The 15,316-nt window shown below is 70.4% G+C and carries 12 protein-coding genes; 1 reads left to right on the top strand and 11 read right to left on the bottom strand.

All coding sequences use genetic code 11. The annotated features are described in order from the left end of the window. Positions 1-33: 33 nt before the first annotated feature. Genes GGQ83_RS06765 through GGQ83_RS06755 form a run of 3 tightly spaced genes read right to left on the bottom strand, consistent with a single transcriptional unit; the run spans position 34 to position 3,903 of the window. Positions 34-1,530: an FkbM family methyltransferase gene (locus tag GGQ83_RS06765; RefSeq protein ID WP_184383033.1), complete on the bottom strand. Its 1,497-nt coding sequence runs from the start codon at positions 1,528-1,530 to the stop codon at positions 34-36. Between the two features lie 50 nt (positions 1,531-1,580). After that, positions 1,581-2,552, bottom strand: coding sequence for a class I SAM-dependent methyltransferase (locus GGQ83_RS06760; RefSeq protein WP_184383032.1), 972 nt, complete (start codon positions 2,550-2,552; stop codon positions 1,581-1,583). 16 nt (positions 2,553-2,568) lie between these two features. Further along, positions 2,569-3,903, bottom strand: a complete 1,335-nt coding sequence (locus GGQ83_RS06755; protein WP_184383031.1) for a glycosyltransferase family protein — start codon at positions 3,901-3,903, stop codon at positions 2,569-2,571. A 315-nt stretch (positions 3,904-4,218) separates the two neighbouring features. Here GGQ83_RS06755 and GGQ83_RS06750 point away from each other — a divergent pair, with 315 nt between their 5' ends. Further along, positions 4,219-5,475 carry a glycosyltransferase family 4 protein gene (locus tag GGQ83_RS06750; RefSeq protein ID WP_184383030.1) on the top strand — a complete coding sequence of 419 codons (1,257 nt, stop codon included), beginning with the start codon at positions 4,219-4,221 and terminating at the stop codon, positions 5,473-5,475. Between the two features lie 304 nt (positions 5,476-5,779). Here GGQ83_RS06750 and GGQ83_RS06745 read toward each other — a convergent pair whose 3' ends face one another. The 8 genes from GGQ83_RS06745 to GGQ83_RS06710 form a co-directional block, all read right to left on the bottom strand. Then, on the bottom strand, positions 5,780-6,742 hold the full coding sequence (locus GGQ83_RS06745; RefSeq protein ID WP_184383029.1) for an isocitrate lyase/PEP mutase family protein: 963 nt from the start codon (positions 6,740-6,742) through the stop codon (positions 5,780-5,782). A 113-nt stretch (positions 6,743-6,855) separates the two neighbouring features. Then, positions 6,856-8,283, bottom strand: a complete 1,428-nt coding sequence (locus GGQ83_RS06740; RefSeq protein ID WP_184383028.1) for an alkaline phosphatase family protein — start codon at positions 8,281-8,283, stop codon at positions 6,856-6,858. A gap of 24 nt (positions 8,284-8,307) precedes the next feature. Next, positions 8,308-9,186, bottom strand: a complete 879-nt coding sequence (locus GGQ83_RS06735) for an ABC transporter permease (RefSeq protein ID WP_207017999.1) — start codon at positions 9,184-9,186, stop codon at positions 8,308-8,310. A gap of 3 nt (positions 9,187-9,189) precedes the next feature. Beyond that, positions 9,190-10,125 carry an ABC transporter permease gene (locus GGQ83_RS06730; RefSeq protein WP_184383027.1) on the bottom strand — a complete coding sequence of 312 codons (936 nt, stop codon included), beginning with the start codon at positions 10,123-10,125 and terminating at the stop codon, positions 9,190-9,192. Continuing rightward, a complete protein-coding gene (locus GGQ83_RS06725; RefSeq protein WP_184383026.1) occupies positions 10,126-11,130 on the bottom strand; it encodes an ABC transporter ATP-binding protein in 1,005 nt (334 codons plus the stop codon). Beyond that, the gene (locus tag GGQ83_RS06720) at positions 11,127-12,107 is read right to left on the bottom strand and encodes an ABC transporter ATP-binding protein (RefSeq protein WP_184383025.1); all 981 of its coding nucleotides are present in this window, start codon (positions 12,105-12,107) and stop codon (positions 11,127-11,129) included. The genes GGQ83_RS06725 and GGQ83_RS06720 overlap by 4 nt, the downstream gene beginning before the upstream one ends. Then, complete coding sequence (locus GGQ83_RS06715) at positions 12,104-13,702, bottom strand: ABC transporter substrate-binding protein (RefSeq protein WP_184383024.1); 1,599 nt, start codon at positions 13,700-13,702, stop codon at positions 12,104-12,106. Before GGQ83_RS06715 ends, GGQ83_RS06720 begins: the two co-directional genes overlap by 4 nt. Before the next feature lie 2 nt (positions 13,703-13,704). Continuing rightward, positions 13,705-15,315 carry an ABC transporter substrate-binding protein gene (locus tag GGQ83_RS06710; RefSeq protein ID WP_184383023.1) on the bottom strand — a complete coding sequence of 537 codons (1,611 nt, stop codon included), beginning with the start codon at positions 15,313-15,315 and terminating at the stop codon, positions 13,705-13,707. Between the last annotated feature and the right edge of the window lies 1 nt (position 15,316).

Raw genomic sequence — 15,316 nt, 5'->3', positions numbered from 1 at the left:
GTCTCGTGGGGTGGCGTCTCATGGGGCGGCGTCTCACCGGGGGAAGGCCCGCACCAGCCCGCCCGGCTTGCCGTCGAACTGCGCCGACGCCTCGGGGCCATAATCGTGCCAGCCGGGCGGGGCGCCGGGGACGTTGTATTGCACGTGGTAGAGGTCGCGCGGGATGGCGGCGAAGAGGTCGGCCGTGCTCTGGCCGAACTGCGGCAGGAATTGCGGGTGGACCTCGATGAAGATGCGTGGCCGGCATTCGCGCAGCAGCCGCTGCGCGCCCATCAGCGCGCCCGCCTCGGCGCCCTCCACGTCGAGCTTGAGGAAGGAGGGGCGCGCGTCCAGGTAGTCGTCCAGCGGTTCGATCGCGAGCGGGAAGGCGCTGGCGGCGCGGTTGATGGGCTTGTTGCCGCTGGTCATCTGCACTTCCAGCTCGGTCATCACCGTCTCGCGCTTCACGCCCACGCCGGTGCGCGTGGAGGCGAGCCAGGGCGTGTCGTTCAGGATGGCCTGGGCCTCCACCTGCAGATAGTTCTGCGGGAAGGGGTCGAAGGCGATGACGCGGCCGGTGGGGCCGGTGGCCTTGGCGAAGAGCATCGCGATCTCGCCCGCATGGGCGCCGCAGTCGAGAATGGTCTCGCCCGGTCGGGCATAGCCCTCGGTCAGGTAGAAGCCGCCGTGATGCTGCGTGCTCTGCGCATACCAGGAGAGCGAGTTGGGCGTGCCGATCAACATGGGGAAGCGCGGGTCCATCCCGCGCTCCACGAAGCAGGGCTTGAGGAAGCATTGCCCGCCCCGGTAGTCATGCTGCGCCATGGCGGCCTCGGCCATGCGCAGGAATTCGGCCCGCGCCTCGCGCGTCCGGCCGAGATCGGGCGGGCCGGTCAGCGCCGCCAGCTTCTCGTAATACGGGTTGAAACTGTACGGCGCGTAGTCCTGCCCGGCGAAGCCGCGGGCGAAGCGCAGCGTGACCTCGCCCTCGAAGGGCTTGATCACCGCGACCAGCTGCAATGAGGGCGATTGCGGCCGGGCCGCGATGCGCGAGGCCACGGCAAGGTGGCTCACGGCCCGCACCGGCATATGGCCCGCGAAGAGGAAGTCCTGCCCCTCGGCGATGCCCAGCGCCAGCCCCTCCACCACCGCGATGCGCCCGCATTTGAGCGAGAGTGCGGCGATCGTGCCGAAGCGCGGGTCCTCGACCGCCTCGGGCAGGAAGGGCAGGCGCAGGATGAGATGGCCGTTCTTCGTGGCCGTCCCCGTCCGGCGCAGCGTGATGGAGAGGTCCACCACATCGCCCCGCGCGCGCCGCGCGGCCGAGATCGCGTGGAAGGTGACGCTGGCCGAGGGACGCTCCTCCTCGCCCAGCCCGTTCCAGGCGAGTTCCATCAGCAGCGGGTGGCAGCCCGGCTCATGCGTGACACCCGCAAGGTCGAGGCCGCTCGCGCTCACCTCCGGGCCGCTCAGCAGGAAGACGTCGTCATGCCGGACCAGGAAGCGGGCGGCGATGGCCTCCGGCACGCCTTCGGGAAGGGGATGTTCCATGGATTCAGCCTTTCACGCGCGCAGCGGGCGCGGGACGAGAGGGAGGGGCATCAGCGGGCATGGCGGCGATAGACGGCGCAGATATTGCCGGGCGCCTCGGGCTGGTGGAGGAGGTCCACGCATTCGGCCATCTCATTCAACAATTCGCGGGCGGCGGCGGTGGTCTTCCATTGCACGTCGTCGAACAGGATGATGCCGCCCGGCCGCACGCGGCGCCCATAGCGCAGCACATCCTCGGCGGCGGCGAGCCGCGCGTGGGAGCCATCGATGTGCAGGTAGTCGATGCTGGGAAAGAGCGTGGCCACTTCGGTCGAGGGCGCCTCCAGGATGCCCACCTCGCGCACCAGGTCGTGCTCGGCCAGGAAGCGCAGGAAGCCGCGCTTGATCGGCCCGAAATCGAGGCAGGCCCACCAGTCGTCATTGTCCTCCGTGCCGGGGTCGCGCACCGCGAGCGTGCCGGACCAGCCCTCCACGCCCCAGATCCGCCCCTGGCCCAGATGCCGCAGGGCCGCGGCGCAAGGGATGAGGGAGCGCCCGCCATAGACGCCCACCTCGACGCAGGTGAGGGGCCGTTCCTCCAGCACCAGCCGCGCGATGAAGAGGGATTTCTCGCGGTAGCACCAGCCTTCCAGCTGCCTCTCCGCGGCCTCGATGAGGGCCAGCACCGAGGGAGGAACGCCGGCCCGCAGGGCCGGGCCGGTCAACGCCGCGGCGTCGCGCAGGACGGAGGCGGTGTTGCGCAGGAAATCCGCCAGCACGCCCGGCGTGTCTGGCAGCGACGTCCCCCGCGCATGGGCCTGGAAGGCCTCGTGCGCCAGGAGATAGGCGTGGTGGCGCGCCAGCTCCTCGCGCAGGGCGGGCGGCAGCACCGGGGTGGCGCGTGTAAGGGCTTCCGGCAGCGCCTCGACCAGCGAAGCGAGATCCTGGGGGGGCTCGGTGCCCAGCAGTTCCCGCCAATGCTCCGCCAGCTCCCGGGGCAGCGCAGGGATGGCGGCGAGGGGCGCGCTCGCGTCGTCGGTCATGGGCCGCGGCTCCGGCTCAGCGCACGGCCCGCGCCGCGGCGGGGGCCGCGTGCAGGCGGACATACATCTCGGCATTGGTGCGGGTGTTGAAGGGCATCTCGACCCCGCGCCGGTCCCGCGCGGGCTCCGCCATCACGCGCTGGGCGAGTTCGGCGTAGTTGCCGATGTCGAAGAACTCGATCTCGTCCGGGAAATAGCGCGCGAGCTGGAGGAAGGCCCGTGTGCGGCTGGCCACCACGCGACAACCCATGTTGAGCGCCAGCGCGATGGCGCCGCTGCTGGTCTGGCCCACCTCCAGGTAAGGCATGACGACGGTGTCGCAGATGGCCATGGCGCGCGCGAAGCCGGCATCGTCAAGCACGCCCATGAAATGGATACGTGGGCCGAGATCGCCGGGATGCGTCTCCATCACGCGCGCGGCATCGGCCTCCAGCCGCAGCCCGCCCGCGCCCTCCTCCCGCAGAACGTCGAGCACGGAGCGCCCCACCCGACCCTCGCGCAGGATCTGGTCCAGGTAGGGGTCAATGGTGGCGTACCGCTTGATGGCCTGCGGGTGCACGCCGCCGAAGACCAGCAGGTGGTGGTCGGGCGGCAGCAGGCGCAGCGCGCGCACCGCCGTCTCGAACCCCTTGTAGGGCGAGAGGAAGCCGAAGGTGCCGATCAGCTTCGCGTCCGCGGGCAAATGGCGCAGCTGCGGGAAGTCGTGCCGGCGTGCCACGGCGCGGACCGTCTCGCTCTCGCTGGCGCTGACGAAGCTGAGCGGGTGGTGTGAGACGTCGCCAAAGCCCAGCACCTCGCGCAGCAGCCGCGCATCCCGCCGGTTGTGCGCGATGAGGCGCAGCGTCTTGCGCCGTTCGGTGCGCCGCAGCAGCGCATAGGCGCGGCGCGCGAGCAGGTCGTCGCGCAGCCCACCCACCAGCGCCGCCGCCGCGCGGTGCGGCCGCAGCCGCATGAGGGCCGCGCCGGCATCGCCCCAGCGCAGGCCGGTGTTCACCTCCAGCATGGTGTGGAAGGTGATGCTGACCGCCGGCGCGGCGTCGAGCAGCCAGCCCAGCCGGCGCAGGATGCGTTCCGCGGTCAGGCCCAGCGTGCCGTATTCCAGTTGGATGTTCACGAAGTCAAAGGCGGGCAGGGCGCGCGCGATCTCCTGGATGTGACGGTCCGCCTGCTGCCGCACGCGCCGGTGCGGGCTGCGCAGCAGGAACTGGTCGAGGTCGAACACCGTCACGTCCATGTGCGGTGAGAGCTGCTTCTCCAGCGCGCGGGTGTAGCCCGCGATGCCGCAAAGCTCGTCGAAGGTGCTGATGATGGCGAGCCGGGTGCGCCGGGGCGTGATCTGAGGCAGGTCCATCCGTGCACTCCCCGAAGACGATGGCCAGCCATGCTGCCGGACCAAGAAACGCCTGATCTTCCTTGGCTGCAACTTGAACGGGAAAAACCCTTTACGCAAGAGGAAGCGAAACTTAGAGTTCAACATGTCAGGGAGCTGTTCGCTTTTGGGGACGCAGCCGAAAACGCCACAAAAGCGTGTGGGGAGGATAAATTGACCGTCGTGAGCTCCGTTGACGGAATATTAACCGCATTGCCGCAGCAAGTGTCGCTGCTGGCGCCGGAGACATTGCCACCGGTTCCCCGACATCCGGTAAACCCAGGATCGCCACCGGTCGTGTGGCTCGACGTCTCCCGGCTTCTCTGGCGCGTTTTTCGTGGGAATCTCACGGGCATCGACCGGGTCGAACTTGCCTATGCGGAGCATCTGCTGGATGCGGAAGGCGAGGTGGAGACGCATCTCGTGGGCTTCGACTATCGGGGCGGGTTCCGCCTCCTCCCGGGCGCCCAGGCCAGGCGTCTGGTTCGCGCCGTCCGCCCCGCCCTCGCCGCCGGCCGCCTGTCAGAACTGCGCCGCCAGGCTGTTGGGCTGCTGACGGCGGGTGTGACAGGCGTGCTGCCGCATCCTTCGGCCCGGGGGCGGGCTGCCATCTACCTGAACGTCTCGCACCATCCATTGCACCATGGCGGGGCCATCGCACGGTTGCTGCGCCGGACGGGCGCGCGATTCGTGCCCTTGGTGCATGATCTGATCCCGCTGGACTGGCCCGAATTCTCCCCGCCCGCCGAAGTGGCGCGCCATCGCCGCCGCCTGGACACCGTGAACGCCCTCGCCGATGCGGTGCTGACCAATTCCGCTGCCACCGCGGCCGTGCTGCGTCCGCGGCTGCGGCCTGGCCTGCCCGTCGTCGCGGCCCCACTCGGCGTGACGCCGGTCGTGCCCACGTCCGGCGCGGCGGGACTGGCGCAGGGGCGGCCCTATTTCCTGGCGGTCGGCACCATCGAGCCGCGCAAGAACCACCTGCTGCTGCTCCATGCCTGGCGACGCATGGCGGCGACGGCCGGGCGCGGGTCCACGCCGTTGCTGCTGCTGGTGGGGCGGCGCGGCTGGGAGAACGAACAGGTGCTCGATGTGCTGGAACGCGGGCCGCTCGCGGGCCGTGAGGTGCGCGAACTGGGCGGGTTGAACGACGGCGAACTGGCCGGGCTGATGCTGGGCGCGCGCGCCCTCCTGATGCCGAGCTTCACCGAGGGGTTCGGCCTTCCAGTTGCCGAGGCCCTGGCGCAGGGCGTGCCCGTGATCGCGAGCGCCATTCCCGCGCACCGGGAGGTGGGCGCGGGCGTGCCCGAATTTCTCGACCCTGGCGACCTGCCGGCCTGGCAGGCGATGATCGAGAACTACGCCGCCCCCTGCAGCCCCTTCCGCGAGGCGCAGATGCTGCGGCTGCGCGGTTGGTCGGTGCCGCGCTGGGAGACGCATATGCGCACGGCCCTCAACCTCCTGCGCGAGGTGGCCGAGGAAGGGCCGCGACTCTCCGCACCATCGGCGCCGGGCCTGCACTTGCACGGCGTCAGCCAGAGCGGGATGGGTTGAGGTGGCATCACCGAAAACGCTGAATCCCGCTCTCAACAAAGGTTGGAGCGGGATGCGTTGAGGTGGCATCACCGAAAACGCTGAAGCCCGCGCTCAACAAAGGTTGAAGCGGGATGCGTTGAGGTGGCATCACCGAAAACGCTGAAGCCCGCGCTCAACAAAGGTTGAAGCGGGATGCGTTGAGATGGCATCATCGAAAACGCTGAAGCCCGCGCTCAAAAATGGCTAGAACAAGCTGCGTAAACCCATGTGAACGCAGCATATCTTGGACAGGCGCGGCCAACGCCAGCGCACGTGGCTTTGGTCAGGCCTTCGTCTCGGGCATGTGGCCCAGCGTGCCCTCGTATTTCTCCGCGGCCTCCGCGGGCAGGAACTGGCCTTCCAGCTCGCGGATGCGGTCGAACCCCGCGAAGCCGTGCAGATTGCCCATGGGGTGCTGCTTGAAGCGGGCGTCCAGCGCGGCCTCGGCCATGGTGCCGTGCTCGCGGATGCTCATGGCGAAGTCGTGCACGGCCATGATGGTGGTGCGCATCGCGGCACCCGGCAGGATGCAGACGCCAATACCCATGCGCGCCATGTCCGCCTCCGAGAGGCGCGGCGAGATGCCGGTCATGTTGTAGAAGACGGGCCCCTTCACCTCGCGGCCCACCTGCGCCACCTCCTCGACATTGGCGGGGCCTTCCACGAAGGCCATGTCGGCGCCGGCGTCAAGAAAGGCATTGGCGCGCCAGATGGCCTCCTCCAATGAACCTCCATGGGCGCCGCGCGCATCGGTGCGCGCGATCAGCACGAAGTCCGGGTCCAGCGCATCGCGCGTGGTCGCTGCGGCGCGGATCTTCTGGATGGCCTCTTCGCGCGGCAGCACCTCGCGCCCGGCCACATGGCCGCAACGCTTGGGCGCCACCTGGTCTTCGAGATGGATGCCGGCGACGCCCGCGCGCAGGAATTCCTCCACCGTGCGCACCACGTTGATGGCATTGCCATGGCCCGTATCGGCATCGGCGATCACGGGCACGCGCACCGCGCCGGCGATGCACTTCGCGTTGAAGACCATCTCGGTCAGCGTCGCCAGGCCCGCGTCGGGCAGGCCCAGCAGCGAGAGGGAGGTGCCATAGCCCGACATGTAGACGGCCGGGAAACCCGCATGCTCCAGCACACGCGCCGAGAGCGCGTTGTAGCAGCCCGGCACGACGAGCGGCTTGTTGGACTGCATCAGCGCCCGCAGGCACGTGGTGGGGCGTTGGGATTCCGCGGTGCCGAGGCGCATCAGAGGGGCGCCCCTTCACAGGGTTTGCACGGCGCCATGTCACTCTCCCGAACCCGTTGATTGGGCCGGATGGTAGTCACGCGGCGGCCGCGCGAGTCAACCCGGCGCGACCCTCATCCGGCGCGGCGCAGCGCGGTGGGGTAGAGGCGTCCACCTTCCGCGGCGCGCATCGCCTCCAGCACGAAGTTGCCGGGTGCTTCGAGCGTCTCGCGCAGCGGCGGCGCGTCATCGGCGGCGCGGTAGGCGGCGCGCAGCGCGCGCCCCTCCATACCCTCGCCCGCGAGCCCCATGCCGTGCAGCAGGGTGGGCACGATGTCGGTGAGGTCCGCGGGTTCCTCGGCGACAATGCCGGCGCCGAAGGCACCGCCCTGCATCACCAGAACGGTGGCGAGTTCCGCGCGGTGCAGCCCGCCATGCATGCCGCCACCATCGGGCACGTCCGGCGCGTCGAAGGGGGCGCGGCCGGGCAGGCTCCAATGGTCTGGCTCTTCATCGCCCGCGAAGGTGACGACGAGGTCGGCGCTGCGCGCATGCGCGCTGCCGAGCAGCGAAAGCGGCAGGACGCGCCCGGCCGCCAGGATGGCGGGGTCGCGCGCCAGCAGCGGCCCGGCCCAGTTCTGCGTGGCCAGGTAATCCGCGATCTGCGGGGCCAGCGCCGCGTCGCGCAGCCACAGCCCGGGCGCCGAGGCGGGGGCGACCACCACATCCACGTCCGTCCCCATGCCCGTGCCGGCGCGGAAGCCTGCGCGGCACAGTTCCTCGCGCAGGGACATCTTGCCGTGGCCCGTGACATGGCCGTGGTCGGACAGGATGATGAGGCCGATCTCCGCCGCATCGGGCTGCGCGTCCCGCCAGGCGATGATGCGGCCCAGCACGGCATCAGCCGCGCGCAGCGCCGCGAGCGTCGCCTCAGAGCCCAGCCCGGCCCAGTGGAACGCCACGTCCGGTTCGGAGAGCCAGATCAGCGCCACATCCGGCCGATGCCGCGGCAGGACGTGTTCGATCAGCACGCGGCCCGCGAATTCCACCCGCGCGGTGTTGGGCGTGGCGTGCGGGGGCGTGGCGCCCAGGGCGTCGCGCACCTCCGCGGCGGTGGCGCCTTCCGTGTCCTCGACATTCCAGCGAAAGCTGCCCAGGCGCTCCGCCGCCGGGTGCAGCAGGCGCGCGGCGCCCGCCGTGCCGGCGCTGACCAGGGCGAAGGTCTTGCCCTGCCGGGCCAGGCGTTCGCCCAGGCTCGGGCGTTGCAGCGGCGTCTCGCCGCCGGCCGCCATGGCCAGCACATCCTCGACCAGCTTGGTGCGGAGCAGGCGGTCCGGCGCCACGCTGGCGTCGAACAGCGTGTTCGCCACCATGCCATGCCCGCCCGGCCGGCAGCCGGTGATGAGGGAGGGCGTCGCCACCCGCGTCTCGGAGGGGAAGACGCTGCGCGCATTGGCGAAGCGCGTGCCCCTCGCGGCGAGGGCGGCGAGGTGGGGCGTGTTGGTGGCGTTGACCATGTCCGGCCGCAGCCCGTCCAGGGCGACCATGAGGCAGCGTTTCATCTCAGGCGTTCCTCGCGCGTCTTCTCAGCGCAGTGTGGGGTCCAGCCGGTCGCGCAGCCAATCCCCGATCAGGGAGACGGAGAGCGTGGTCAGCACGATCACGACGGCGGGGGCGAGCAGGATCCAGGGCGCGCGCGTCAGGTACTCGCGCCCGAAGCCCACCATGTTGCCGAGCGAGGTGGCCGGCGGCTGCACGCCGAGGCCCAGGAAGGAGAGTCCGCTTTCCAGCAAAATCACTTCCGGGAAGGCGAGCGTCATGGAGACAATCAGCGTGGAGGCGATGTTGGGCAGGATGTGGCGCCCATAGACGCGCAGCGGCCGCGCGCCCAATTGCCGCACCGCCCCCGCATAGCCCTGCGCCGAGGCGGAAATGGCAAGCCCGCGCGCGATGCGCGCATAACGCTCCCACGCGTGCAGCCCCAGCAGCAGGACAAACAGCAGCATGGAGTTGCCGAAGAAGGCGAGAACGGCGAGTGCCAGGATCAGGAAGGGGATGGACGCGGAGAAGTCCACCAGCGCCATGACGAAGTTCTCCACCACCCCGCGGAAATGTGCGGCGAGGAAGCCCAGCGTGGTGCCCAGCACCGCGCCCACGATCGTGGCGCCGAAGGCGATGATGAGGCTGGTGCGGATGGAGTAGATCAGGCGCGAGAGCACGTCGCGCCCCAGCTCGTCCGTGCCGAGCGGGTGCAGCCAATCGCCGCCCATGAAGACGGGTGGGGACAGGCGGTTGCGAAGATCGAGCGCGGTGTAGGCGAAGGGGCTGATGAGGTCCGCCAGCAGCGCCACCACCAGCATCAGCCCGACCCAGATGAGGCCGAACATGACCAGCGGCGGGGGCAGTTCGCGCTTGCGGGCGGGTGGCGCGCCGAGTGCGAGGTCGTTCATGGGGGCTTCGGGCATGGTTCAGGCCTCCGCCTTGCGCGCGCCGCCGCGCAGCCGCGGGTCGAGCACGCCGTAAAGCAGGTCCACCACCAGGTTCGCGGTGATCATGGTCATCGCCACCAGCAGCAGGATGCACTGCACCACCGCGAGGTCGCGGTTGGAGACCGCCGTCACGAGCAGCCGGCCCACGCCTGGCCAGGAGAACACGCTCTCCACCACCACCGCGCCGGCGATGAGGGAACCGAACATGAAGCCGATGATCGTCACGGTCGGGATGGCGGCATTGGGCAGGGCGTGGTTGGCGACAACGCGCCGCCAGGCCACGCCCTTGGCCGAGGCGGTGCGGATATAGGGCTGGCCCAGCACCTCCAGCATCGCGCTGCGGGTGAAGCGGGCCAGCGCGGCCGCTCCGCCGATGCCCAGCGTAATCACGGGCAGGATGGCATGGCGCCAGCTCTCCTGTCCGCCCGAGGGCAACCAGCCCAACTGCACGGCGAACACCAGAACCAGCAGCAGCCCCAGCACGAAGGAAGGGATGGTGAAGCCCGCCACCGCGAACATCATCACCGCCCGGTCCAGCGCCGAGTTGCGATAGAGCGCTGCCAGGATGCCCGCCGGGATGCCCAGCGCCAGCTTGATGACCAACGCCGGCACGGTCAGCGCCAGCGTGGCCGGGATGCGTTCCAGCACCAGCACGATGGCCTCGCGCCCGTCACGCATGGAGCGCCCGAGATCGCCCGAGAAGATGGCGCCGAAATAGGAGATGTATTGCACCCAGATCGGCTCATCGAGACCCCAGGCGGTGCGGAAGGCGTCCACCGCCTCGGGCGGGGCGTCGGCGCCCATGATGATCTGCGCGGGGTCGCCCGAGAGGCGCAACACGACGAAGGCGAAGGTGACGACCATCACGATGGTGATGGCCGCGCGCAGCAGGCGCGTGGCGGTGAAGCGCAGCATTCAGGCGACCCTTTCGAGGGGCTTGGTCCAGGCCTCGGCCGGGAGGTCGTCATCGGCGCGGTGGCAGGCGACGGTGCGGCCATCGCTGGCGCGCGGGGCAAGCTCCGGCACCACCGCGCGGCAGATCTCGGTGGCGAAGGCGCAGCGGGGGTGAAAGGCGCAGCCCGAAGGTCGGTCGGCCGGGTTGGGCGGATCACCCTGCAGCACGATGCGCGGCGCGAATTTCGCCCCCGCCCGCCGCGGCTGCGGAATGGCCGAGACGAGGGCGCGGCTGTAGGGGTGGGCGGGGCGGTGCAGCACGGCATCCGGCTCGCCTTCCTCCACGATGCGGCCGAGATACATCACGGCGACGCGGTGGCTCACCTGGCGCACGGCGCGCAGGTCGTGGCTGATGAACAGCATGCCCACGCCGCGCTCGGCCTGGATGTCGGTGAGCAGGTTCATCACCTGCGCCTGGATGGAAACGTCAAGCGCGCTGATCGGCTCGTCGCAGACCAGGAAGGCCGGGTCGGTGGCCAGCGCGCGGGCCAGCACGGCGCGCTGCCGCTGCCCGCCGGAGAGTTCATGCGGGTAGCGGTCCGCGTGGTCGCGCCGCAGGCCGACGCTTTCCAGCAGGGGAATGACGCGGGTGGTGTCGAGGCCATGGATTTCCAACGGCTCGGCCACCTGCGCGCCGATGGGCAGGCGGCGATCCAGCGCGCCCAGCGGGTCCTGGAACACCATCTGCATGCGGGCGCGGCTGCGGCGCCACTCGGCGGAGTTGGGGCTGGGCATGGGCGCGCCGTCGAAGCGGACCTCGCCGCTGTCGGGCGCTTCAAGCCCGAGCGCGAGCCGCCCCGTGGTGGACTTGCCGCAGCCGGATTCGCCGACAAGGCCCAGCGTGCGCCCACGTTCGATGGTGAGCGAGACATGGTCCACCGCCCGCACCTCGACGCTGCCGCCCAGGATGCCGCGCCGCAGGCGGTAGCTGCGCGAGATCCCCCGCGCCTCCAGCAGCGCGGTCATGCCGGCTGCATCGCGTGCTGGCGGGCGGGCGAGACACGCAGGCAGGCGGCGCGATGCGCCGGGCCCACGGGGATGTCGCCCGGCATTTCGGCCTCGCAGGCGCCCATGCGGGCGGGGCAGCGGGGGGCGAAGGCGCAGCCCTTGGGCATGGCCCAGGGTTCGGGCACGCCGCCGGGAATGGCGGAGAGGCGGCGCCGCGCGCCATCCAGCGGCGGCAGCGCGCCCAGCAGCCCCTGGGCATAGGGGTGGGCCGGGCCGTCGAAGAGGCGCTGCACCGGCGCCTCCTCCACGATGCGGCCGGCATACATCACGGCCACGCGCTCGCAACTGTCGGCCACCACGCCAAGGTCGTGGCTGATCAGCACCAGCGCCATGTTCCGCTCGCGCCGCAGCGCACGCAGCAATTCCAGGATTTGCGCCTGGATGGTGACGTCGAGCGCGGTGGTGGGTTCGTCGGCCACCAGCATCTCGGGGTCGCCCGCGAGCGCCATCGCGATCATCACGCGCTGGTTCTGCCCGCCGGAGAATTCATGCGGGTAGGCGTCCACGCGCCGCGCGGCGTCGGGGATGCCCACCAGGTCCAGCAGGCGCTGCGCCTCGGCCCGCGCCGCTGCACCGGTGATGCCCCGGTGCAGCGCCAGCGCCTCCGTGATCTGCGTGCCGACGCGGTGCACGGGGTTGAGGCTGCTGGCCGGGTCCTGGAAGATCATGGCGACACGGCCGCCGCGCACGCGTTCCAGCGTGCTGGTGGGCGCGCCCAGCAGTTCCTGCCCATCCAGCGTCACGCTGCCGGTGATACGCGCCTTGCCGGGCAGCAGGCCCAGCGCGGCAAGCCAGGTGACGGATTTTCCGCAGCCGGATTCCCCCACCAGCCCCAAGGCCTCGCCGCGGGCGAGGTCGAGGTCAATGCCGCGCAGGGCAGGCTGCCCGTCGAAGCTGACATGCAGGTCGCGGAGCGAAACCAGCGGCGCCGTCATGCCGGGAAGGCCAGGTTGCCGGCGCGGAAGTCGAGTGGCCAGCCGCGCGACGCCTTCCACCGGATGTCGCGCCGCTTGGCCACGAAGGTCGCCGCCGTGTGCAGCACCATGTAGCCGGGGTCCTCGCGCTCGATGATCGCCAGCATGCGCTGGAACACCACGCGGCGACGGGCGCGGTCGGTGCTGCTCTCCAGCTCGTTGGAGAGGCGGTTGAACTCCTCGTTCGTCCATTCGCGGTTGCGCTGGAGCGGCCCGCCGGGGCCCATGGCGCGCGCCAGCGAACCAACAGGGTCGCTGAAGACATGGGTGTTGGACCAGTCGCGCACGCCGCGCGTGGGGCCGGGCTCCTGGATCTGCGACCAGTTCTCCATCATCTGGAGCTGGACGTTCAGCCCGGCCGCGCGCCACATCTCCACCATCACCTGGGCGGTGGCGGTCTGGTTGATGTAGTAGTTGTTCAGGCAGCGATAGGGGATGGGCTCGCCGCGATAGTTGGCCTCGCGCAGCAGGCGCCGCGCCTCGGCCAGGTCGAAGCGGGGGTTGTCCCAGTCGCGCAGATACATGTCGCCGAAGAATTCGAGCTGCATGCCGGGCGGGATCTCGGTGCGCCCGGCCCAGAGCGCCTCCACGATGGTGCGGCGGTCAATGGCGTGCGTCATGGCGCGCCGCACCAGCGGGTTGCGCAGCACCGCGTGGTTCTGGTCGAACACGATCAGGCGGATGTTGTTGATGGGGCTGCCCAGCACCTCGAAGCGGGCATTGCGCTCGACGGCCGCCACCTGGTCGGGTGGGATGTCGGTCGCGAAATCCACCTCACCGGAGACGAGGGCGTTGATGCGCGACGACACCTCCGGCACCTCCAGGACGCGGATGCGCCGCGCCGGCGGGCGGCCGCCCCAGTAGTCGTCATGTGCCTCGAAGGTCAGCGACTGGTCGGGGCGGAACTCCACCACGCGATAAGGGCCGGTGCCCACGGGCTGCCGCGCCCAGGCGAGCCAGTTGCCCGCTGCCTCGAAGGCCGCGCGCGAGAGGATCACGCCCACATTCTGCGCGACGCGCCCCTCGATGGTGACATCGGGCGTGCGGTTGACGAAGCGCACCACGCCCTCGCGCACGATCTCCATGCGCTCCAGGCCGGGAAAGGTGCGGCGTGCGGTCGCGATCACCTCGGGCTGGGGTTCGAGGCCGTCCTGGCCCGCGGTGATGCCGCCACGAACGCGGCCCTCGCCACTGCCGAAGAGGCGCGCGCCGGCGAGTGAGAACTGCACATCCTCGGCCGTCATGGTGCGGCCGTCATGCATCCGCACACCCTGCCGCAGGTCGAACTCGACGGTGCGGTCATCCACGCGGCGCCAGGCGGAGGCGAGCTCGGGCACCTGGCCCATGTCGCCCGTCCAGTTCGTGCCGATCAGGCTCTCGGCGTAGAGGGGCGAGAGGCGGAAGCCCACATTGGACTGCTCCCGCGGCGTCTCCAGCGTGTTGGAGTTGGAGATCTTCTGCACCGCCACCGTCACGGTGGGGCGCTGGTCGGACTGCGCCAGCGCGGGTGCGGCGAGGCCGATTGCGGGCAGCAGGGCAAGGTCGCGGCGGCGCATGCTCAAGCCCCCCAGTTGCCGGGGCGGAAATCCATGGCGAAGGCGGGGCTCGCCTTCCAACGGATGTCGCGGCGCTTCGCGGTGAAGGTCGCGTTCTGGTGCAGCACGGTGAAGGCCGGGTCCTCGCGCTCCGCGATTTCCAGCATGCGGCGGAAGACGGCGCGGCGGCGGGCGCGGTCGGTGCTGGTCTCCAGCTCTCCCGAAAGGCGGTTGAACTCCTCATTCGTCCATTCGCCGACCTGCTGCTGCTGGCCGCGCGGCCCGTGCTGGTTCACCAGCGAAGAGACGGGGTCATTGAAGGGCGCCGAGTTGGACCAGTCGCGGATGGCGCGGGGCGTGCTGCGGTCGAAGATCTGCGCCCAGTTCTCGACGGTCTGGATCTGCACGTTCAGCCCGGCCGCGCGCCACATCTCGACCAGCACCTGCGCGGTGGCGTTCTGGTTGGTGTAGTAGCCGGCCAGCAGGCGGTAGGGGATGGGTTCGCCGCGGTAGTTGGCCTCGCGCAGCAGGCGGCGGGCCTCGGCCAGGTCGAAGCGCGGCACCGACCAGTCCGCATGGAACATGTCCCCGTAGTATTCCCATTGCAGGCCCTTCGGCACGACGGTGCGGCCGGCCCAGAGGCTGTCCACGATGGCCTGGCGGTCGATGCTGTGGGTCAGCGCGCGGCGCACGCGGGCATCGGCCAGCGTCGGGTGGTTCTTGTCGAACACCGTCAGGCGGTGGTTCAGGATGGTGCCGCCCTGCACCTCGAAGGTCCGGTTGCGCTCGATGCCCTGGATCTGGTCGGGCGGGATGTCGCAGGCGAAGTGATACTCGCCGGAGAGCAGGCCGTTGATGCGCGAGGAGACCTCGGGCACTTCCACGAAGCGGATCTGCCGCAACGGCGGGCGTCCGCCCCAGTATTCGTCATGCGCGACCAGCGTCAGCGACACGTCGGGGCGGAACTCCGCCACCTTGTAGGGGCCGGTGGTGATGGGCTTGCGCGCCCAGTCGAGCCAGGTGGCCGCTTCGCTGAAGCCGCGGCGCGAGATGATGTCGCTGCCATAGCGCGCGAGGCGCCCTTCCAGCGTCACGTCGGGCGTGCGGTTGACGATGCGCACGCGGTGCGGGTTCACGATCTCCACGCGCTCCAGCGCGGGCCAGATGCGGCGCGCCACGGCGGGCACCTCCGGCGGCGGCTCGCGCCCGCCGCGGCCGGCGGCGGGGATCTGCTGGAAGAGGGGCGTGTTGCCGCCGGCCTCGCCGCCGAACATGCGCTCGCGGCCGAAGGTGAAGGCCACGTCCTCGGCCGTCATCACGTCGCCATTGTGGAAGCGCACGCCCTCGCGCAGGTCGAGTTCCACCGTGCGGTCGTCAATGCGGCGCCACTCGGTGGCGAGGCCGGGCACGCTTTCCAGGTTGCCCATCCAGTTGCGCCCGATCAGCCCCTCCCAGAGCGAGGAGTAGAAGACACGCTCGCCCACATTGGACTGCTCGCGCAGCACCTCCAGCGTGTTGGAGTTCACGATCTTCTGGACCGCGATGGTGATGGAGGGGCGCTGGTCGGACTGGCCCAGCGCGGGGGTGGCCAGCAGCGCGGGGGGCGCGATCAGCAGCGAACGACGGTTCAGCATG

This window comes from Roseococcus suduntuyensis, from assembly GCF_014196305.1.
GTDB classification, from domain to species: domain Bacteria; phylum Pseudomonadota; class Alphaproteobacteria; order Acetobacterales; family Acetobacteraceae; genus Roseococcus; species Roseococcus suduntuyensis.
This window is presented reverse-complemented; position numbering and strand designations above follow the sequence as displayed.

Excerpts from the sequence above, each read along its gene's own strand:
- GGQ83_RS06765 (WP_184383033.1), bottom strand. The coding sequence starts at position 1,530 with ATGGAACATCCCCTTCCCGAAGGCGTGCCGGAGGCCATCGCCGCCCGC.
- GGQ83_RS06760 (WP_184383032.1), bottom strand. The coding sequence starts at position 2,552 with ATGACCGACGACGCGAGCGCGCCCCTCGCCGCCATCCCTGCGCTGCCC.
- GGQ83_RS06755 (WP_184383031.1), bottom strand. The coding sequence starts at position 3,903 with ATGGACCTGCCTCAGATCACGCCCCGGCGCACCCGGCTCGCCATCATC.
- GGQ83_RS06745 (WP_184383029.1), bottom strand. The coding sequence starts at position 6,742 with ATGCGCCTCGGCACCGCGGAATCCCAACGCCCCACCACGTGCCTGCGG.
- GGQ83_RS06740 (WP_184383028.1), bottom strand. The coding sequence starts at position 8,283 with ATGAAACGCTGCCTCATGGTCGCCCTGGACGGGCTGCGGCCGGACATG.
- GGQ83_RS06735 (WP_207017999.1), bottom strand. The coding sequence starts at position 9,186 with ATGCCCGAAGCCCCCATGAACGACCTCGCACTCGGCGCGCCACCCGCC.
- GGQ83_RS06730 (WP_184383027.1), bottom strand. The coding sequence starts at position 10,125 with ATGCTGCGCTTCACCGCCACGCGCCTGCTGCGCGCGGCCATCACCATC.
- GGQ83_RS06725 (WP_184383026.1), bottom strand. The coding sequence starts at position 11,130 with ATGACCGCGCTGCTGGAGGCGCGGGGGATCTCGCGCAGCTACCGCCTG.
- GGQ83_RS06720 (WP_184383025.1), bottom strand. The coding sequence starts at position 12,107 with ATGACGGCGCCGCTGGTTTCGCTCCGCGACCTGCATGTCAGCTTCGAC.
- GGQ83_RS06715 (WP_184383024.1), bottom strand. The coding sequence starts at position 13,702 with ATGCGCCGCCGCGACCTTGCCCTGCTGCCCGCAATCGGCCTCGCCGCA.
- GGQ83_RS06710 (WP_184383023.1), bottom strand. The coding sequence starts at position 15,315 with ATGCTGAACCGTCGTTCGCTGCTGATCGCGCCCCCCGCGCTGCTGGCC.